The organism is Massilia sp. CT11-108 (assembly GCF_047302915.1).
Classification (GTDB): domain Bacteria; phylum Pseudomonadota; class Gammaproteobacteria; order Burkholderiales; family Burkholderiaceae_D; genus Telluria; species Telluria orientalis.
In genome coordinates, this window is record NZ_JBKYMO010000059.1 from 1 (window position 1) to 18,744 (window position 18,744).

Below are 18,744 nucleotides of genomic sequence, written 5' to 3' on the forward strand. Positions count from 1 at the left end.
GTCGACGCGGTGCGCGACGCCGGCCTGCACGTCGTCCCGGTGCCCGGCTCGTCGGCGGCCATCGCGGCGCTGTCGGCGAGTGGCCTCGTGAACGACCGCTTCTATTTTGTCGGCTTCCTGCCCGCGAAGACGAAGCAGCGCGAATCGGAACTGGCCACGCTCAAGGCCGTGCCGGCGACGCTCGTGTTCTATGAGGCACCGCATCGCATCACGGACTGTGTGGAATCTCTCGTCGCCGCATTCGAGCCGACGCGCCAGGTGGTCTTTGCGCGCGAGCTCACCAAGCTGTTCGAGGAAATCCACCGCTGCCCGCTGAGCGAGGCACTCGCGTGGGTGAAGGCCGACGCCAACCGCGAGCGCGGCGAATTCGTCGTGCTGGTCGAAGGTGCGCGGACGGAGGACGATGAAGGCGACGTCGAGGCGGAGCGCGTGCTGCGCATCCTGCTGGAAGAGTGTTCGGTGAAACAGGCGGCCGCGCTGGCGGCGCAGATTACCGGGAAAAAGAAGAACGCCTTGTACGAGCGGGCGTTGCAGATCAAGGGCGGCGAGTAAGCGTACTTACCACTTGCACCCGCTGTCCTTCTTGTCCATCGCCAGGAAGATCGGCGCCAGCAAGCCCCCGGGCACGCCATCCTTGCAATCCGGCCGCTTGGCCTGCTTGATCGCCCGCTCGAACTTGCTTTCCGTTTGCAGCGCCGGTTTCGGCAGGCGTTCGAGCGCCGTGCCCACCTTGTCCGGATCGGGTTCGTTGGCCAGCTTCGTGGCCATGCCGCGCGCCAGGCTGCGCGCCGCGTCGACGTCGAAATGCCGCGTCGTCGTCGCGGGTTCCGGTGGCGGCGCGGGCGTGTCCGGTGCCGGTTTCACGGCATAGGTTTCCTCGGTCGACTGGCGTTTTTCCACCGGCACGGCGATCACAGGGCGGGTTTTCCTTGCGGGCGGCTGCGCGCGCGGGATCGGTTTCGGCGGCTCCTCGGCCGGTTTCACTTGCACGGGCGGTGGCGCGGCTTGCAGGCGGATCGTGAGCCGTTCCGGCGGCGCGGCGGGCAAGGTCGTGGCAGGCTGGCGATAGAACGCGAGCAGCAGCGCGTGCGCGAGCACCGACAGTGCAATGCCGGCCGCGACGCGGTTGACCTGCTTGCGGTCGGGGAGGGCGCCGTCGATGTTGTCGATTGCAAACGTCACGTCTTCACCTGTACGGAAAACCACGAATTCACGGGCTTTCCTTGACCTGGACAGTACCCGGACGGTATGATGGCTGTCTTCGGAGTGTAGCGCAGCCCGGTAGCGCATCTGGTTTGGGACCAGAGGGTCCAAGGTTCGAATCCTTGTACTCCGACCAGTATAGCAAGAGGCCGACGAGAGATCGTCGGCCTTTTTCATTTGTTACAACGTTCTCTTCGCCAACAATGCATTGCCGGCCCGGCTCGCGCCCTTGCGGCCGAGATGCTGCGAAATGAACGCGCCCGCCTCCACGACGACATCGAGGGCTATGCCCGTCTCGATCCCCAGTCCGTTCAGCATGTAGACCACATCCTCGGTCGCCACGTTGCCCGTCGCGCCCTTCGCATACGGGCAGCCGCCCAGGCCCGACACGGACGAGTGGAAGATCGTGACGCCCAGTTCCAGGCTGGCGTAGATGTTGGCGAGCGCCTGGCCGTAGGTGTCGTGGAAGTGGCCGGAGATGCGGTCGAGCGCGAAGGCGCGCGCCGCCGTCTCCATCACGGCCTGCGTCTTGCGCGGGGTCGAGACGCCGATCGTGTCGGCGATGTCGATCTCGTCGCAGCCCAGGTCGCGCATGCGGCCGACGACGTCCGCGACCGCATCCAGCGGCACTTCTCCCTGGTACGGGCAGCCGAACGCGCAGCTGATGCTGCCGCGCAGGCGCAGGCCGTTGTCCTTCGCCGCCTTCGCCACGGGCTCGAAGCGCGCGATGGATTCCGCGATCGAGCAGTTGATGTTCCGCTGCGAGAACGCTTCCGACGCGGAACCGAAGATCACGACTTCATCGGCCTGCGCCGCCAGCGCGGCCTCGAAGCCCTGCATGTTCGGCGTCAGCGCGGAATACAGCGTGCCGGGGCGGCGCGCGATGCCGGCCATGACCTCGGCACTCGTCGCCATCTGCGGCACCCACTTGGGCGAGACGAACGACGCCGCCTCGATATTGGCGAAGCCGGCGCGTGACAGGCGGTCGACCAGTTCGATCTTGACTGCGGCGGACACCGCTTCCTTTTCGTTCTGCAGCCCGTCGCGCGGGCCGACTTCGACGATCTTGACGTGCTTCGGCAGTTGGTTGTGCATGGTGGTTTCCTAATAGCCGCGGGCGCGGTCGACGATGTCGTCGATGGCCTCGCCCCGTTCCAGCTTGCCGATCTTGGCGGCGATCTGGCGTACGGCTTCTTCGCGCAGGGTGAGCGCGGAGATGTGCGGCGTGATGGTGATGCGCGGTTCGTTCCAGAACGGATGCGGGGCCGGCAGCGGTTCGTTGCGGAACACGTCCAGCGTGGCGCCCGCGATGTGGCCGGCGCGGATCAGCGCCAGCAGGTCCGGCTCGGCCAGCAGCGCGCCGCGCGCCACGTTGATCACGTAGGCGCCTTCGGGCAGTTGCGACAGGTGCGCGCGGTCGAGCAGGTTCGTCGTCTCGGGGGTGAGCGGCAGCATGCAGACGAGGACCTGCGTGCCGGACAGGAAGTCGCCCAGTTCGTCCATGCCGGCAAAACATGGCACGCCCGGCACGTCCTTCGGCGACCGGCTCCAGCCGCGCACGGGAAAGCCGAGCTGGCGCAAGGTGCGCAGCACGGGCATCCCGAGCTTGCCGAGGCCCAGTACGCCGACCGTGAAGTCGGCCTTGCGGCGGCGCGTTTCCAGCGGGTTCCAGATGCCCTGGCGCGCCTGCTGTTCGTAGTCGTCGAAGCGGCGGAAGTAGCGCAACGTTGCATACGCGACGTACTCCGCCATCTGCTCGGCCATGCCCGCATCGCCGAGGCGGACGATGGGGACGTGCGGCAGCGCGTCGCCGAACTTCAGCAGCGCGTCCACGCCGGCGCCCATCAGGAAGATCGCCTTGACGTGGGCCAACTGGTCGAGCAGCTGCGGCGTCGGCGCCCACACGACGGCGTAGTCGCAAGGCGGTTGCGACGCCAGCGACATGTTCTCGCGCCACACGACGGTCTCCGCGTGTGGCAATGCATCGGCAAAATCACGGGCCCACGGTTCGATGACGCCGTCGCCCCGGTACAGCAATATCCGCATCATTTGTCTCCTGATAATTGTTATGGATTGCGTGTGCTGTCTCGTTGGTTTTTATATGCTGCGGTTCTGCAACGTAATGGTGGGCGGAGGCCGCCCAACCTACGATTCGCCGTGCCCACCGGATTACGCCGCGGCTTTGAACGCCAATAATGGTGCCCCATCCGCGACCTGGTCGCCGACCTGGTACAACACTTCCTCGACCAGGCCGTCGCTCGGTGCGGCAATCGTGTGTTCCATCTTCATTGCTTCCATGATCACGAGCGGCTCGCCCTTCTTGACGAGCTGTCCGCTGGACGCGATCACGGCCACCACCTTGCCCGGCATCGGCGCCGTGAGGCGGCCGTCCGCCGTCTCGTGCTCGCCGGCATGCGCGAGTGGATCGTGCCAATCCAGCACGTGGTGCAGGCCGCCCGTGAACACGTGCAGCGTTTCGCCGTCGCGCCGCACCGTGCCCTGGATGGCCTGGCCGTCCAGGCGGATCGCGTAGCGGCTGTCATGCTGCGAAACAAGCGCCAGCGGATGGGCCTTGCCGTCCGCTTCGAGCGTCCAGCCATGTGCATGATAGGCCATGTCGATGGCATAGACCTTGGCCTGGGTCGTGGCCGCGTACTCGTCGCTGAATGCCAGCCGGCGGCGATACGTGCCGTTCATGCGCCAGCCGTAGGTGCTGGTCCACGGGTCGGTCGCGTTGCTGTTCGTCGATGTTTCCGCCGCGACGAGGGCCACGGCCGCCAGTGCCAGCGCGGACAACGGCGCCGGTCCCGCTGGCGGGAACAGCGTCGCCGTGTTTCGCTCGATCAGGCCCGTGTCCAGGTCGGCATGCGCAAAGGCATCGCCTTCGACGAGGCGTTTCAGGAAGGCGATATTGGTCGCGAGGCCGACGATGTGGAATTCGGACAGCGCCTGCGCCATGCGCGCCAGCGCCTGCGCGCGGTCCGCGCCCCACACGATCAGCTTCGCGATCATCGGATCGTAGAACGGAGAAATCGCGTCGCCCGCGCGCACGCCGGAATCGATGCGCACGTCGCCCAGTTCGAACGCGACGTGGCTTGGGGTGTCCATGCAGAGGAGTGTCCCGGTCGAGGGCAGGAAGCCCTTTTCCGGATTTTCCGCGTACACGCGCGCCTCGATCGCGTGGCCGTGGATCGCGAGTTCATGCTGCTGCTTCGGCAGCGGCTGGCCGGCGGCCACGCGCAGCTGCCATTCGACGAGGTCCGTCCCCGTGATCATCTCGGTGACGGGGTGCTCGACCTGCAGGCGCGTGTTCATCTCCATGAAGTAGAACGAGCCGTCCTGGTTGGCGATGAATTCGACGGTGCCCGCGCCCACATAGCCCACGGCACGTGCCGCCGCGACGGCTGCTTCGCCCATCGCGGCGCGGCGCTCGGGCGGCATGCCAGGCGCCGGCGCTTCTTCCAGCACCTTCTGGTGACGCCGCTGCACGGAGCAGTCGCGCTCGTGCAGATAGACGCAGTTGCCGTGCGTGTCCGCGAACACCTGGATCTCGATGTGACGCGGGCGCGTAAGGTATTTTTCGACGAGCACCTTGTCGTCGCCGAACGACGAAATGGCTTCGCGCTTGCACGACGCGAGCGCGGCCTGGAAATCCTCCGACCGTTCCACGACGCGCATGCCCTTGCCGCCGCCGCCCGCGCTGGCCTTCAGCAGCACCGGGTAGCCGATGCGGTTCGCTTCCGATTGCAGCAGTTCCGGGTCCTGCGCATCGCCGTGGTAGCCCGGCACGAGCGGCACGCCCGCGCCTTCCATCAACTGCTTGGCGGCGGATTTCGATCCCATCGCGCGCATCGACGATCCCGGCGGGCCGATGAACACGAGACCCGCGGCCGCGCAGGCTTCCGCGAATTCGGCGTTCTCGGACAGGAAGCCGTAGCCCGGGTGGATCGCCTGCGCGCCGGTGGCCAGCGCCGCGGCGATGATCTTGTCGCCGCGCAGATAACTGTCCCTGGCGGCGGCGGGGCCGAGCAGGATCGCTTCATCGCAGACCGCCACGTGTTTCGCGCCGGCGTCGGCTTCCGAATAGACGGCAACGGTCTTGATGCCGAGGCGGCGCGCGGTGGCGGCGACCCGGCAGGCGATTTCGCCACGGTTGGCGATGAGGATCTTAGTGAACATGGTGTCTCGTCTGTTTTAAGTTTTGTAAACGTTAGCTTTCAATCCGTCGTCCCCGTGAAAACGGGGACCCATGCTGAGCCACGGATCACGCGGCTTATGGATTCCCGCTTTTGCGGGAATGACGGGTTTTTTATTGCTGAACAGGTCGAACTTGGTTTTTGGCTTCAGCAGCCGCAGCTTTCCTTCTGCACCGACTCCAGCATCGCCGAGCGCGTTTTCAGGCCCAGCTTTTCCAGCAGCTTGCGGTCGTCGTCCGCTTCCGGATTGTCCGTGGTGAGCAGCTTGTCGCCGTAGAAGATCGAGTTGGCACCGGCCATGAAGCACATCGCCTGCACGGCTTCACCCAGCTCGCGGCGGCCGGCCGACAGACGCACGCGCGCCTTCGGCATCGTGATGCGCGCGACGGCGATCGTGCGCACGAATTCGATCGGGTCCAGCGGCGGCAGCCCGTGCATCGGCGTGCCTTCCACCTGCACCAGGTGGTTGATGGGCACCGATTCCGGATACGGGTTCATGTTGGCCAACTGCGCGATCAGGCCCGCGCGCTGGGCACGCGTCTCGCCCATGCCCACGATGCCGCCGCAGCAGATCTTCAAACCGGCAGTGCGTACGCGGCCCAGCGTGTCGAGGCGGTCGCAGTATTCGCGCGTGGAGATCACGTCGCCGTAGAAGTCCGGCGAGGTGTCGATGTTGTGGTTGTAGTAGTCCAGGCCCGCCTGCTTCAGTTGCTCGGCCTGGCCTTCTTCCAGCATGCCGAGGGTCGCGCAGGTTTCCATGCCCAGCGCTTTCACGCCGCGCACCATGGCTTCCACTTTCTCCATGTCGCGCTCTTTCGGGCTGCGCCACGCGGCGCCCATGCAGAAGCGGGTCGCGCCCTTGGCCTTCGCTTCACGCGCGGCGTCCAGCACGGTGTCGAGGTCGAGGATCTTCTTCGCCTCGACGCCGGTGTCGTAGCGCGCGGCCTGCGGGCAGTAGCCGCAGTCTTCCTCGCAGCCGCCGGTCTTGATCGACAGCAGGGTCGCGAGTTCGACGTCGCCGTCGGGGAAGTTGGCGCGGTGCGCCTGCTGCGCGCGGAACATCAGTTCCGGCAGCGGCAGTTCGAACAGCGCGAGCACGTCGGCGAGCGGCCAGGTGGCGTCTTTCGGCAGGGAGGCCGGCGTGACCGGCGGGTGGAGAGTAACGACTTGGGTCATTTCGGATTCCTTGTTTTGGTCAGGCTCGCTTGGCCGGCCATCCGGGCAGGCTCGCGAGTTCGAGGTAAGTGGAGGCCTTGGCGGCCGTCGGTTCGTCCAGGCGCGGCACGTGGCCGAGCAGCGGGGCGGGCAGGCGGCGTCCGAGCTCCGCGATGTTGTCAATCGCGAAGCGCATGTCCGGGTCCACCTGGTTGGCGACCCAGCCCGCGAGCACGAGGCCGCGCGCGACGATCGCCTCGGCCGTCAGTAAAGCATGATTGATGCAGCCCAGGCGCATGCCGACGACGAGAACGACGGGCAGCCCCAATTGTACGGCCAGATCGGCACTGTCGAAGTCTTCCGAGAACGGCACGCAGAAACCGCCCACGCCTTCGACGACGGTCGCGTCGGACGCGCCGAGGATTTCGGCATACGCCGTCAGGATGGGCACGGGTTCGATGGTCACGCCTTCCAGCGCGGCCGCGATGTGCGGGGCGCACGGTTCGCGCAGCATGTACGGCGTCGTGATCGACTGCGGCAGCTGCACGTTGCCGGCCGCGCGCAGCATGGCCGCGTCGTCGTTGTGCAGTTCGCCGTCGCGTTCCTCGGCACCGGCCGCGATGGGCTTCATGCCGCATGCGCGCACGCCATGGCGCACGAGTTTATGGAGGATGGCGCTGGAGATCAGCGTCTTGCCGATCTCCGTGTCGGTGCCCGTCACGAAGCAGGCGAAGCGCGTCGGCACGCCTTCCGCGGCCAGTGGCGCGGGGACGGCGATCGGCATCGCGGCCGGTTCGGCCATGCCGACGGATTGTTCGGGCTCGTTCAGACTCATGCCGAGGTCCTTTCCAGCTGGTTGAGCGCAGTAATCAACTGCGCGACGTCTTGTTCGGTATGCGCGGCGGACAAGGTCACGCGCAGGCGCGCCGTCCCCACCGCCACGGTCGGCGGACGGATCGCCGGCACCCACAGCCCCTGCTCGTGCAGGCGGGCCGCGGCGGCCATCGCCTCGTCGTTGGCGCCGATGATGATGGGCTGGATCGCCGTCGTCGAGACGGGGCGCTGCCAGCGCTCCAGGCGCAGGCCGGCGTCCAGTTGCGCGATGCGCGCACGGAGGCCGGCGCGGCGTTGTTCACCTTCATCGCCCTCGATGATATCCACACTCGCGAGCAGCGCGTGCGCGAGCGCGGGCGCGGCGGCCGTCGTGTAGATGTACGGGCGTGCGCGCTGGATCATCAGCTCGATCACGTCTTCGTGCGCGGCGATGAACGCGCCGCCGACGCCAGCCGCCTTGCCCAGCGTGCCGATGTAGACGAGGTGCGGCGAACGCAGGCCGAAATGCTCCAGCGCGCCGCGGCCGTTATCTCCCAGCACGCCGAAGCCGTGCGCATCGTCGACGACGAGCCACGCGCCGTGGCGCTCGCACAGCGCGAGCAGTTGCGGCAGCGGGGCGAGGTCGCCATCCATGCTGAACACGCTGTCCGTCACGACGATTTTAACGGGCGCTGCGCTCGCCGCCAGTTTCTCTCCCAGCACGGCCACGTCGCCGTGCGGGTACACGGTCACGCCCGCGCGCGCGAGGCGGGCGCCGTCGATCAGCGAGGCGTGGTTCAGCGCTTCCGAAAAAATCATCGCATCGGGCGTGCTGCCGAGCCCCGTCAGCACGGCGAGGTTCGCCATGTAGCCGGTGCAGAAGTACAGCGCGCGCGCGGATTCCAGATGCGGCGCTTCGAACGCGGCGAGTCGATCTTCCAGCAGCGCGTGCGCGCGGCTGTGGCCCGATACGAGGTGCGACGCGCCGCTGCCGGCGCCATACAGGCTCGCACCCTCGCGCAGCGCTTCCACGACGCGCGGGTGCGCGGCGAGGCCCAGGTAATCGTTGCTGCAGAACGCGAGCATGTCCCGGCCGTCGACGACCTGGCGCGGCGCGCAGGGCGTCTCCGCCGTACGCCGGTAGCGGGTCAGGCTGCGGCTTGCCAGCTCGTCCAGTTGGGCGCGGACGTCGTCGATCAGGTTCGTCATCATTCCGCGATCACTTCTTCGAACACCTTGCGCGTGCGCGCGGCGAGGCCGACGATTTCTTCTTCGTCCAGCACGTACGGCGGCATCAGGTACACGGTGCGGCCGATGGGACGCAATAAAAGCTCGTTTTCCACGGCGCTCGTGAAGAAGCGGCGCGCGAAGGTCGACGCGCGCTGCGTGTCCGGCTCGACCGCATCGAACGCGAGGATCATGCCGCGCTGGCGGAAGTTCGTCACGCGCTTGTGGTCCAGCAGCGGCGCCAGTTCCAGCATCAGGCGCGTGGCCGTCTCGCGGTTCTTGTTCAACACGTCGTCGTCCTGGAAGATCTGCAGCGTGGCCAGCGCGGCGCGGCAGGCCAGCGCATTGCCTGTGTACGAGTGCGAGTGCAGGAAGCCGCGCGTGATGTCCTCGCTGTAGAACGCCTCATAGACCTTGTCGGTGGTGAGGACGAGCGACAGCGGCAGGTAACCCCCGCTGATGCCCTTCGACAGGCACATGAAGTCCGGCCAGATCGCCGCCTGTTCGCACGCGAAGAACGTGCCGGTGCGGCCGCAGCCGACCGCGATCTCGTCGGCGATCAGGTGCACGTGGTATTTGTCGCACAGCTCGCGCAGGCGCTGCAAATACAGCGGGTCGTGCATCGCCATGCCGGTCGCGCACTGCACGAGCGGTTCGACGATGATGGCGGCGATGTGGTCGGCCCGTTCCGCGAACAGCGCCTCGACATCCTTCGCCGCACGCAGCGCGACGTCCTGCGCGGACTCGCCGTCGACGGCGTTGCGCGCATCGGGCGACGACACCGTCCGCGCGGCGCGCAGCAGCGGGCCGTACGCATCCTTGAACAGCGCGACGTCCGTCACGCCCAGCGCGCCGACGGTCTCGCCGTGGTAGGAGCCCTGCAGGCAGACGAATTCCTGCTTGTCCGCATAGCCCGCGTTGCGCCAGTAATGGAAGCTCATTTTCAGCGCGATCTCGACGGCCGATGCGCCATCGGATGCGTAGAACGCGTGACCCAGCTGCTGGCCCGTCAGTGCGGCCAGTTGTTCGGACAGCTCGATCACCGGTTCATGCGTAAAGCCTGCGAGCATCGCGTGTTCGAGCTTGTCCAGCTGGTCTTTCAACGCTGCGTTGATGCGCGGGTTGGCGTGGCCGAACAGGTTGACCCACCAGGAACTGATGCCGTCCAGGTAGCGCCGGCCTTCATGGTCGACCAGCCATGGCCCCTTGGCGTGGCTGACGGCGATCAGCGGCACCTCTTCGTGGTGCTGCATTTGCGTGCATGGATGCCAGACGCTGCGCAGGCTGCGCGCGATCCAGTCGGAGGAGGTGGTGGTGGGTTTCAATCTACGTCCTGTTTGGTCTAGCTAGTCCAGCCATGAAGGCCGGCGTTTTTCGAGAAATGAGGCGACGCCCTCGCGCCCTTCGAGCGACGCGCGGATGCCCGCGATGCGGTTCGCCGTGTCTTCCAGCAGCGCTTCCTTGACCGGTTCGCCCGCGATCTCGCGCACGAGCGTCTTCGCTTCGCGCACGGCATTCGGGCTGTTGTTGGCCAGTGCCTGCACGATGCCGGCGACCTTCGTGTCGAGGTCCGCGGCCGGGACGATCTCGTGCACGAAGCCGATGCGGTGGGCTTCCTTCGCGTCGAAGCGTTCGGCGGTGAGGAAGTAACGGCGTGCGGCCTGCTCGCCCATCGCCTTGATCACGTAGGGCGAGATCGTCGCCGGGATCAGTCCGAGTTTGACTTCGGACAGGCAGAAATTGGCCGTGTCGACGCTGATGGCGACATCGCACGCGGCCACGAGGCCCATGCCGCCGGCGTAGCAATCGCCCTGGACTTTCGCCACGACGGGCTTCGGGCAGACATAAATGGTGCGCAGCATGTCGGCGAGGCGCATGGCGTCGGCGCGGTTTTCGCTGTCCGAATAACCGGCCATTTTCTTCATCCAGTTCAGGTCCGCGCCGGCGCAGAACGCGGCGCCGGTCGCGCCCAGCACGATGGCGCGCACGAGCTCATGGCGTCCCAGCTCGTCGAAGGCGAGGGCCAGCTCCGCGATGCTTTGTTCGTTGAACGCGTTGCGCAGGTCGGGGCGGTTCAGCGTGACGTGGCCGATGCGGTCGGTAATGGTGACAGTGAGGGTCTGGTAGTCCATGTCTCGTCTCCTCACATGCGGAACACGCCGAACTTCGTGTCCGGGATCGGCGCGTTCAGCCCGCTTGACAAGCCCAGGCCCAGCACCATGCGCGTATCGGCCGGGTCGATCACGCCGTCGTCCCACAGGCGCGCGGTGGCGTAATACGGGTGGCCCTGGTGCTCGTACTGTTCCTTGATCGGCTGCTTGAACGCGGCTTCCTCGTCCGCACTCCACTGCCCGCCGCGGGCCTCGATGCCGTCGCGCTTGACGGTCGCCAGCACCGACGCCGCCTGGTCGCCGCCCATCACGGAGATGCGCGCATTGGGCCACATCCACAGGAAGCGCGGCGAGAACGCGCGGCCGCACATGCCGTAGTTGCCGGCGCCGAACGAGCCGCCGATGATCACGGTGAACTTGGGCACCGACGCCGTCGCGACCGCGGTGACCATCTTCGCGCCGTTGCGGGCAATGCCTTCGTTTTCGTATTTGCGACCGACCATGAAGCCGGTGATGTTCTGCAGGAAGACGAGCGGGATTTTTCTCTGGCAGCACAGCTCGATGAAGTGCGTGCCCTTCAGTGCGGATTCCGAGAACAGGATGCCGTTGTTGGCGATGATCCCGACTTTCATGCCGAAGATGTGGGCGAAGCCGCAGACGAGCGTCGTCCCGTAGCGGGCCTTGAATTCGTCGAACTCGCTGCCGTCCACGATGCGCGCGATGACTTCGCGTACGTCGAACGGTTTACGGGTGTCGACAGGAATGACGCCGTACAGCTCTTCCGGCGCGTACTTGGGCTCCACCGCTTCGCGTAGCGCGCCCTGCTGGGGCTTGGTGCGGTTCAGGTTCGAGACGATGGTTCGCGCGAGCGCCAGCGCGTGCGTGTCGTCCTGCGCCAGGTGGTCGGCCACGCCGGACAAACGCGTGTGCACGTCGCCGCCGCCGAGGTCCTCGGCCGTGACGACTTCGCCCGTCGCCGCCTTCACGAGCGGGGGGCCGCCCAGGAAGATCGTGCCCTGTTCCTTGACGATGATGGATTCGTCGCTCATCGCCGGCACGTACGCGCCGCCCGCCGTGCAGGAGCCCATCACGACGGCGATCTGCGGGATGCCTTTCGCGGACAGGTTGGCCTGGTTATAGAAGATGCGGCCGAAGTGGTCGCGGTCGGGGAACACGTCGTCCTGGTTCGGCAGGTTGGCGCCGCCCGAGTCGACGAGGTAGATGCAGGGCAGGTTGTTCTGCTCCGCGATCTCCTGCGCGCGCAGGTGTTTTTTGACCGTCATCGGGTAGTACGTGCCGCCCTTGACGGTGGCGTCGTTACAGACGATCACGCATTCCTGGCCTGCCACGCGGCCGATGCCCGTGATGATGCCGGCGGCGGGCGCCGCATCGTCGTACATTGCGTAGGCGGCCATCTGGGAGAATTCGAGGAACGGCGTGCCCGGATCGAGCAGCATCTGCACGCGCTCGCGCGGCAGCAGCTTGCCGCGCGCGACATGCTTGGCACACGCGGCTTCGCCGCCCCCCTTGGCGACCTGCGCCACCTTGGCGCGCAAGTCGTCGACGAGGGTTTGCATGGCGGCGGCGTTGGCTTTGAAATCTTCGCTGCGCGGGTTGAGTTTCGTGTCGATCTGGGGCATCGGATCCTGTCTCCTGCTGTTCGCGGCTTGTGGCGCGGTTTTATTCAGGGAAACTGCCGTCCACATAGAACCACCGCATCTTGCCACCCACGGCAGGGTCCGGCTCGCGCAGGAACCGGCTGACTTCGTGCAACCGGTGGGCGCGGCCGTGGACCTTGAAGCGGGCGACGAATTCGACGGTGTCTTCGTTGGGTTGTTCCGGCAGGTCTGCTTTACGTTGACGTAAACGTAAAGCAGATTTTATCTCAAGTCCGAGCCACTGCACCTTCTGGTTTTGGTCGATGATGGGTTCCGCCGGCAACGTGCTGGGGTGCCAGGTCGCGCGCAGGTAGGCTTCGTCCCGCATGACGAAGGCCGTGTAGCGGGAACGCATCAATGCCTCGGCCGTCGGCGGCAGTTCCGCGCCGGCGATGAAGGGGCCGCAGCAGCGCATGATCGACGGGCCGCCGCAAGGACAGGGGAGAGGCTTCGCAGGAGTAGGCATGGCGGCAATTATCCGCCATTTCCGCGGGCTGGGTGAGCCACGCCTTTATGCGGGATAACAGCAGATGCGTGGGCGTTAAAGCATCTGTGCAGATCTTTTGCCGAAAATAAATGAACTGCTCATTAAATGGGCGGAGAAAAATTTTGTTTTTGGGTGCCCAGGATGGCTGTTCCATAACATTTCCCTGCGATTGCGCCGGAAAGTGATGTAAGAATGGCACAACGTGGTCTAACGATTGTATATTTACAACGTTTTGCTACGCGAAGGAGACGGTCATGTCTGCAATCCACAGTCTTGTTCTTGCCGCTGCCCTGTCGAACGTGCTGGCCACGGCCGTGGCGACGGAAGTCACGGTCGAGAAGGACTTGCCGAAGCGTGCGAAGGCCCGGTTCTTCGAGCGCGTGCAGGCGGGGGAGCTGGCCGATGCGGTCGCGCACCGGGGGCAGCCGGTGGATGTCAAGCCGGGCCAATACCATTTGCGCGTGCCCTGCGACAGCATGAAGCCGGGGAGCTTTGCAGACATCACCGTCACGATCGATGACAACAGCAGGACGCGGTTGAGGCTGGAGGAGTGCGGGGTGCAGGTCGACAGTCATTGAGCAATGCTCGAAGACTAAGCTGAGTAAGTCGGCCATGTTTTTACATTAAGTTTACGGTGATCTCCCGTATAGTTTGTTCGGCGAGCGAATTAATTAAATCGCGATTTTGGATCCGATGCGCGACACCGCCGGCGCACCTCGGCTTTTTTGGTTTGACTAACGTTAATCATATGAACCGTTTCCTTGGTTTCGCGGCACTGACTGGGTTCGTGCTGGCTGCCGCTACGCATGTGTTTGCCTTGGCAGGCGTCGACGTGGCGGAGCATTTCCCGTCTGTCTGGCTCCTGCATGTCGGAATATTCGTCGTCTTCGTCCCGTTCGTTTTCTCCAGCCGGAAGGTACTTGGCACGCGCCCTTCGCTTGCGGACATGCGAGCGTTGGTTCCCGGTTGGGTCTTTTTCGCCGGCGCGGCCGTTTGGCTCTATATGATGATCAACTTCGCGCTGTTCGCCGCCGCAACACAAGGCGGTAATCCGGCCGTGGAAGCGGGCAAGTACGTGCTGAAAAACCATGGACGGCTCATTCGAGAACTCAGCGGTGCGGAGTACGAGGCGCTGCGGGCGAATGAATTGCGCGGTTTCTCCGGGCACTGGTTATTGTTCTATTTCGTGCCGTTCGCATACTTCCTGTTTGCGAAAAGACCAGGTTCCTCCAATCCGTCACCGACGTCTGTGTGACACTCCGTGATTTTGTCGGCTGAACAAGTTGCTATGCTGGTCCATGGTCGGGTTCGACACGTGCCGACCGGGGATATCGACAAAAACAAACTGAAATCCAAAACATATTTCATGAAACAATCATTAATTCGCAGAGCATTATTCATCGTGTCGTTGCTGCTCATTTCCTCAAGTGCGACGGCTCGAGAACTTCCCGGCAAGCGCGACTCGCTGCACTCGGTCGTCCTGAATGAAGACAGGGTGATCCAGGTGCTCCTGCCTGAAAACTTCAACCCGGCATCGGGACAAAAATACGATGTGCTATATATCCTGGATGGTGATGGCAACTTGAACACTATCTCGGATATCCAGCAGTTTGCGCAGAACGAGTCTTACATGCCTCCCGTCATCATGGTGGCCGTGTTTAATACCAATCGTGACCGCGACATGACGCCGACCCATGTCGAGCAGATGGCCAGCTCGGGCGGGGCGGACAAGTTCCTGTCTTTTTTGAAGAACGAACTGCTCCCCTATATCAATAAAACCTACCCTGTCAGCGGCAACAATATATTGTATGGACACTCGCTGACCGGCCTGTTTTCCGTTTATGCATTTCTCGCCGAGCCACAGCTCTTCAATTATTACCTGGCCGTCGACCCAAGCCTTTGGTGGGATAGCAATTACATCAACAAAATTGCAGGCGACAAGTTGAATGCCTCGCCGGGTAAAGGCAAATCCCTGTTCATTACCGGGCGCGACGACGCGGGACTCAAGCAGATGGGAATTGCCGACATCGACACTCTTTTGAAGGAGAAGGCGCCCAAGGATTTAAACTGGAAAATCGTCGGCTACCCGGATGAGCACCATGGCTCGCTGCGGCTGAAAAGTGTCTACGATGGACTGAAATTCTTCTACAGCGGCTATGGCACACCGGCTGTCGTATTTCACCCGATGAACGGCATCGTCCTGAAGGACACGCCCTATAAAGTCTATTATTTTGGACAATCGCAAGTGCGCTACACGCTCGACGGGAGCGAACCGACATCGTCATCCACGAAAATGTTGCTTCATAATAGCCTGGTGAATGATGCCAAGTTGACCGCCAAGGATCTGGATCGTACCGACCGGTTCAACAAGACAACGGTCGGCGAATTCAGGATCGGGAATGCGCTGCCGGCAGTTGCAAAGCCGAGCAACATCACGCCGGGCGGCCTCAATTATTCCTATTATGAAGGATGGTGGAGCGCGTTGCCGGACTTCCGCAAAATGAAACCCGTTCGTTCTGGAATCGCCAGCAAAGAGTTCAACGTCAACAATATGCCCCGTTCGAGCGATTTCGCGACGCTATTGGAAGGCTACATCGAGATTCAAAAGGACGGGCAATATATCTTCGTCCTGGACTCGGATGACGGATCCAGGTTATTCCTTGGAGACCACCTACTGATCGATTACGACGGCACCCACGGTGGTGGGAAGCCGAAAACCTATTTGGTTCCTCTGGCAAAAGGCTTCTATCCCGTCCGGCTGGAGTATTTCCAGCAAGGTGGAGGCGCTCATCTCTCGCTGCACTATGTATTGCCCGGCGAGGAACAGCCGCAGCCCATTCCGCTTGAGCTTCAATACAGCAAGCACTGATATGAGGGCAGCCTACCCGGGCGGGGGCTGCTCGGCCCCCGAATCTCAACCAAGCATCAACCCATCCAACCCAAACGGCGGCGCCTTCCCGCGCATGAGATCCGCCAGCAAACTCGCCGTCCCACAAGCAAACGTGAACCCAAGTGGCCCGTGCCCCACGTTCAGCCATAGGTTCGAATACGGGGTGGCCCCGATGATCGGCGCACTGTTCGGCGTCGCCGGCCGCAGCCCGGCCCACGGCGTGATCCGCGTATAGTCCGCCGCACGCGGCATCGTTTCCTTCACCTGGCGCGTGAGACTGTCCAGCCGATGAGCGTTCAGGCTCAGGTCTTCGCCGACCATGTCGACCATCGCCGCCACCCGAAGTTTGTCGCCAATGCGCGCATACAGCACCTTGCGTTCGAAGTCGGTGACGCTGATCTCGGGCGCCACGTCGTCCTGGCGGATGGGCGCCGTCAGGCTGTAGCCCTTCAGCGGGTAGATCGGCAACGACAGACCCGCCGATTCCCCAAGCATGCGGCTCTGCATGCCGGCCGCCAGCACATACGCGTCGGCCGACAGGACGCCGGCCGACGTCTGCACGCCGGTGATCCGGCCGCCGCCAGTGACGAAGCGCAAAGCCTCGCCATGCACGAAGCCCGAGAAGCGCGGATGTGCGCCGATGCGTTCAGCCAGCGCCACGCAGAACGCGTAGCAGTCGGCCACCGCTTCGCCACTGTTGTAGATGCCGCCGGCGAGCTTGTTTTCCATTGCGGCCAGCGCGGGTTCGTGCGCCACGCATTCGGAAGCATCCCACACGGCGCCGGCATTCGGCTTCGCGGCGGCCGCGTCGAAAACGGCGCGCGTGCGGTAGACGACCAGCTTGCCCGCGTCGCGCCATTCGAATGCGTCCAGCGGCACGACGGGTTCCAGAGATGCCATCGCGCGGCGCGACAGCTCGCCCAGTTGCAGCAGTTTGTTCGTCGTCTTGCGGTTCAGGTCGGCGCGGCAGTTGGCGAGGAAGGCGGCCAGCCAGCGCCACTGGTGCGCGTCGAATTGCGGGCGGAAGCGCAGCGGGCCATGTTCCTGGAACAGCCACTTCAGGGCCTTCAGCGGCACGCCAGCGTCCGCCAGCGGCGACACGTAGCGGTAGCTCAGTTGCCCGCCATTGCTGTAGCTCGTGCCGGTGCCCACGCCCGGTGCGCGTTCCAGCAGCGTGACCCGGTAGCCGGCTTCGAGAAGCCACCACGCCGAGGTCAGGCCGACGACGCCGCCGCCGATGACGATTACTTGTTGCATCCGTGCACGCTTTTGATCATGGACATGCGAAGAAGCTTAGGGGCTGGCCCTGCGCTCGGCTAATGAATGTAGAGCGGCCGGGCATAACCGGGGTTCATGTTATGGCGTGTTGATATAACGCCGTCAGGATGCGCTCCTGGAACCGCGCCAGCGACGAATACTTGCCCTTGTTGGTGGGCGCGAACGGATCCGTCGACGTGCCGCCCACCAGCACGATCATCCCGTTCCGGCGCTCCGGATCGAACGCGAACACCGACATCAGCCCGTACGCATCGCCCAGGTGCCCGACGGCCGGAAAACCGCCGCCCTCGACCAGCCGGCTCCCCGTTTCGTCCGGGAACTGTTCATTGCCGAGCCCCCAGCAGTGAAACAGCCCCTCCGACGTGTCGCCATTGCGGCCGTCATACGTCCATTGGCGGCTGAACATCAGCGACAGCGTGGCCGGCTTCAACAGCTGCGGCCCTTGCCCCATCAGCATGCGCATCACGACCCCCATGTCGCGCGCGCTGATGCGCAGGCCGCCCGTCGGACTGAACGGCGTGGCATTCGTACCGATGACATAACGGTCGATGGCAACAGGCGGTTTGACGCTGTAGTCGTCGGCCTGGGCGATCCACGGGCCGGCCGGACCCCACACCTCCGTGTCGACCGTGCGCTTGCGGTACAGCGTCGCCAGATTGGCCAGCGCATTTGGCGGAAGTTCTGAGGGGAGATAGCCCGCCTGCAAGCCCAGCGGCTCGATCAGCAGGCGCCGCATCAGGCGATCGAAGCGTTCGCCGGTCACGCGTTCCATCACCGTACCGATCACGCCCCACCCGAGGTTGCAGTACGTGAAGTAGGCGCCCGGACCCGCGTTGGCCGCGAACATCCGGGCGTCGATGACATCCTTCAGCGCGACGTCCGCACCCCACGAATAGCCGGCATCGTCGCGCAGCGAAGACGTGTGCGTCAGCAGGTGGCGCAGGGAAATTAACTGGTCAGGGAAATGCGGATTGCGCAACGTAAAGCCGAGGTAGCCGGAAACGTCGGCGTCGAGGTCGACCTTGCCGCTTTCATACAGACGCATCAGCCCGAGCGTCGTCATCATCTTCGAGATCGACGCAATGCGGAACAGCGTATCCGGCCCGACGGGCTTGTCCGGCAGACCATCGTGTCCGATGAAGCGTCGGCCGAATTGATACGAATAGCTGACCTGCCCGGCACGGACCGTCAGCACTGACAGGCTCGCCAGCTCGCAGGCCGGATCCGCGGCGATGGCGGCGAGTTCCCTGTCCAGCCGGCGGGGCGGCGCGGCCAGCAACGGTCCGGCCGCCCCCAGTAACGCCATGCCCAGCATATTCCGTCGCGCTCTGTTCATCGTCATCCCCATATGATGGCCATGCAGGCGAGAATACGGACTCGGCCCGCGCCGGGCAAATACAGCGATGTCAATCCCGCATAACTTTTCGGAATGACAACGGCCGATCCTTTCATGACAGCCCCGGCGGCATCGGTATTACACTGGTCATGTCCGCACATCCAGGTCGAACAACAACGCGATGCTGAACACCGAAACCCCCGCCCCGCAACACGCGTCCCTCGATCAATATCCCACCGCCGAGCTGGTCAACGTGCTCGTCGACGACCAGTTCACGGCCGTCGAGGCCGTGCGTGCCGCCGCGCCGCGCATTGCCGCGCCCTGGTCCACATCGTCCTCGGCACCTTCGACGGCGACGAACATCGCATCCGTCCCGCCGGCCAGCAGCGC

General features: G+C 64.4%; 17 protein-coding genes, 1 tRNA gene and 1 pseudogene. 6 read left to right on the forward strand and 13 right to left on the reverse strand.

Annotation, left to right across the window (positions count from 1 at the left end; translation table 11 throughout):
* Nucleotides 1-552: SAM-dependent methyltransferase (locus tag ACEN88_RS07790; protein ID WP_413338486.1), on the forward strand; the 552-nt coding region annotated here is incomplete at its 5' end.
* 6 nt (nt 553-558) lie between these two features.
* Here ACEN88_RS07790 and ACEN88_RS07795 read toward each other — a convergent pair.
* Nucleotides 559-1,182, reverse strand: coding sequence for a hypothetical protein (locus ACEN88_RS07795; RefSeq protein ID WP_413338488.1), 624 nt, complete (start codon nt 1,180-1,182; stop codon nt 559-561).
* 80 nt (nt 1,183-1,262) lie between these two features.
* Between ACEN88_RS07795 and ACEN88_RS07800 the strand changes: the two genes are divergently transcribed.
* Nucleotides 1,263-1,339 (forward strand) — tRNA-Pro (locus ACEN88_RS07800).
* 44 nt (nt 1,340-1,383) lie between these two features.
* Here the strand turns inward: ACEN88_RS07800 and ACEN88_RS07805 are convergent.
* The 10 genes from ACEN88_RS07805 to ACEN88_RS07850 form a co-directional block, all read right to left on the reverse strand.
* Nucleotides 1,384-2,298, reverse strand: a complete 915-nt coding sequence (locus tag ACEN88_RS07805) for a hydroxymethylglutaryl-CoA lyase (RefSeq protein ID WP_413338490.1) — start codon at nt 2,296-2,298, stop codon at nt 1,384-1,386.
* A 9-nt stretch (nt 2,299-2,307) separates the two neighbouring features.
* Complete coding sequence (locus ACEN88_RS07810) at nt 2,308-3,249, reverse strand: 2-hydroxyacid dehydrogenase (protein WP_371763124.1); 942 nt, start codon at nt 3,247-3,249, stop codon at nt 2,308-2,310.
* Nucleotides 3,250-3,372: 123 nt separating this feature from the next.
* Nucleotides 3,373-5,382, reverse strand: a complete 2,010-nt coding sequence (locus ACEN88_RS07815; protein WP_413338492.1) for an acetyl/propionyl/methylcrotonyl-CoA carboxylase subunit alpha — start codon at nt 5,380-5,382, stop codon at nt 3,373-3,375.
* A gap of 164 nt (nt 5,383-5,546) precedes the next feature.
* Nucleotides 5,547-6,575, reverse strand: coding sequence for a biotin synthase BioB (gene bioB, locus ACEN88_RS07820; RefSeq protein WP_413338494.1), 1,029 nt, complete (start codon nt 6,573-6,575; stop codon nt 5,547-5,549).
* 19 nt (nt 6,576-6,594) lie between these two features.
* On the reverse strand, nt 6,595-7,389 hold the full coding sequence (gene bioD / locus ACEN88_RS07825) for a dethiobiotin synthase (RefSeq protein ID WP_413338496.1): 795 nt from the start codon (nt 7,387-7,389) through the stop codon (nt 6,595-6,597).
* On the reverse strand, nt 7,386-8,576 hold the full coding sequence (gene bioF / locus ACEN88_RS07830) for an 8-amino-7-oxononanoate synthase (RefSeq protein WP_413338498.1): 1,191 nt from the start codon (nt 8,574-8,576) through the stop codon (nt 7,386-7,388). Before bioF ends, bioD begins: the two co-directional genes overlap by 4 nt.
* Nucleotides 8,576-9,919 (reverse strand): adenosylmethionine--8-amino-7-oxononanoate transaminase, encoded by a 1,344-nt coding sequence (bioA, locus tag ACEN88_RS07835; protein ID WP_413338500.1) that lies wholly within the window; start codon nt 9,917-9,919, stop codon nt 8,576-8,578. The genes bioF and bioA overlap by 1 nt, the downstream gene beginning before the upstream one ends.
* Nucleotides 9,920-9,940: 21 nt before the next feature.
* Nucleotides 9,941-10,726 (reverse strand): enoyl-CoA hydratase/isomerase family protein, encoded by a 786-nt coding sequence (locus ACEN88_RS07840; protein WP_413338502.1) that lies wholly within the window; start codon nt 10,724-10,726, stop codon nt 9,941-9,943.
* Nucleotides 10,727-10,737: 11 nt separating this feature from the next.
* Entirely contained in the window at nt 10,738-12,345 is a 1,608-nt protein-coding gene (locus ACEN88_RS07845; protein WP_413338504.1) for a carboxyl transferase domain-containing protein, read from the reverse strand.
* 40 nt (nt 12,346-12,385) lie between these two features.
* The gene (locus tag ACEN88_RS07850; protein ID WP_413338505.1) at nt 12,386-12,778 is read right to left on the reverse strand and encodes a YchJ family protein; all 393 of its coding nucleotides are present in this window, start codon (nt 12,776-12,778) and stop codon (nt 12,386-12,388) included.
* A 326-nt stretch (nt 12,779-13,104) separates the two neighbouring features.
* On the opposite strand from ACEN88_RS07850, the gene ACEN88_RS07855 reads away from it, so the two are divergent.
* From ACEN88_RS07855 to ACEN88_RS07865, 3 genes are all read left to right on the forward strand, one after another.
* Complete coding sequence (locus ACEN88_RS07855; RefSeq protein ID WP_413338507.1) at nt 13,105-13,428, forward strand: hypothetical protein; 324 nt, start codon at nt 13,105-13,107, stop codon at nt 13,426-13,428.
* 170 nt (nt 13,429-13,598) lie between these two features.
* On the forward strand, nt 13,599-14,105 hold the full coding sequence (locus tag ACEN88_RS07860; protein ID WP_413338509.1) for a hypothetical protein: 507 nt from the start codon (nt 13,599-13,601) through the stop codon (nt 14,103-14,105).
* 60 nt (nt 14,106-14,165) lie between these two features.
* The gene (locus ACEN88_RS07865) at nt 14,166-15,719 is read left to right on the forward strand and encodes an alpha/beta hydrolase-fold protein (protein WP_413338511.1); all 1,554 of its coding nucleotides are present in this window, start codon (nt 14,166-14,168) and stop codon (nt 15,717-15,719) included.
* 45 nt (nt 15,720-15,764) lie between these two features.
* Here the strand turns inward: ACEN88_RS07865 and ACEN88_RS07870 are convergent, their stop codons facing one another.
* Together ACEN88_RS07870 and ACEN88_RS07875 are read right to left on the reverse strand one after the other, a co-directional pair.
* Complete coding sequence (locus tag ACEN88_RS07870; protein WP_413338513.1) at nt 15,765-16,997, reverse strand: D-amino acid dehydrogenase; 1,233 nt, start codon at nt 16,995-16,997, stop codon at nt 15,765-15,767.
* A 94-nt stretch (nt 16,998-17,091) separates the two neighbouring features.
* On the reverse strand, nt 17,092-18,354 hold the full coding sequence (locus tag ACEN88_RS07875) for a serine hydrolase domain-containing protein (RefSeq protein ID WP_413338515.1): 1,263 nt from the start codon (nt 18,352-18,354) through the stop codon (nt 17,092-17,094).
* 181 nt (nt 18,355-18,535) lie between these two features.
* On the opposite strand from ACEN88_RS07875, the pseudogene ACEN88_RS07880 reads away from it, so the two are divergent.
* Nucleotides 18,536-18,744: pseudogene (locus ACEN88_RS07880) on the forward strand (hypothetical protein); the annotation flags it as partial.

Excerpts from the sequence above, each read along its gene's own strand:
- ACEN88_RS07805 (WP_413338490.1), bottom strand. The coding sequence starts at position 2,298 with ATGCACAACCAACTGCCGAAGCACGTCAAGATCGTCGAAGTCGGCCCG.
- ACEN88_RS07810 (WP_371763124.1), bottom strand. The coding sequence starts at position 3,249 with ATGCGGATATTGCTGTACCGGGGCGACGGCGTCATCGAACCGTGGGCC.
- ACEN88_RS07815 (WP_413338492.1), bottom strand. The coding sequence starts at position 5,382 with ATGTTCACTAAGATCCTCATCGCCAACCGTGGCGAAATCGCCTGCCGG.
- bioB (WP_413338494.1), bottom strand. The coding sequence starts at position 6,575 with ATGACCCAAGTCGTTACTCTCCACCCGCCGGTCACGCCGGCCTCCCTG.
- bioD (WP_413338496.1), bottom strand. The coding sequence starts at position 7,389 with ATGAGTCTGAACGAGCCCGAACAATCCGTCGGCATGGCCGAACCGGCC.
- bioF (WP_413338498.1), bottom strand. The coding sequence starts at position 8,576 with ATGACGAACCTGATCGACGACGTCCGCGCCCAACTGGACGAGCTGGCA.
- ACEN88_RS07840 (WP_413338502.1), bottom strand. The coding sequence starts at position 10,726 with ATGGACTACCAGACCCTCACTGTCACCATTACCGACCGCATCGGCCAC.
- ACEN88_RS07845 (WP_413338504.1), bottom strand. The coding sequence starts at position 12,345 with ATGCCCCAGATCGACACGAAACTCAACCCGCGCAGCGAAGATTTCAAA.
- ACEN88_RS07850 (WP_413338505.1), bottom strand. The coding sequence starts at position 12,778 with ATGCGCTGCTGCGGCCCCTTCATCGCCGGCGCGGAACTGCCGCCGACG.
- ACEN88_RS07855 (WP_413338507.1), top strand. The coding sequence starts at position 13,105 with ATGTCTGCAATCCACAGTCTTGTTCTTGCCGCTGCCCTGTCGAACGTG.
- ACEN88_RS07860 (WP_413338509.1), top strand. The coding sequence starts at position 13,599 with ATGAACCGTTTCCTTGGTTTCGCGGCACTGACTGGGTTCGTGCTGGCT.
- ACEN88_RS07870 (WP_413338513.1), bottom strand. The coding sequence starts at position 16,997 with ATGCAACAAGTAATCGTCATCGGCGGCGGCGTCGTCGGCCTGACCTCG.
- ACEN88_RS07875 (WP_413338515.1), bottom strand. The coding sequence starts at position 18,354 with ATGAACAGAGCGCGACGGAATATGCTGGGCATGGCGTTACTGGGGGCG.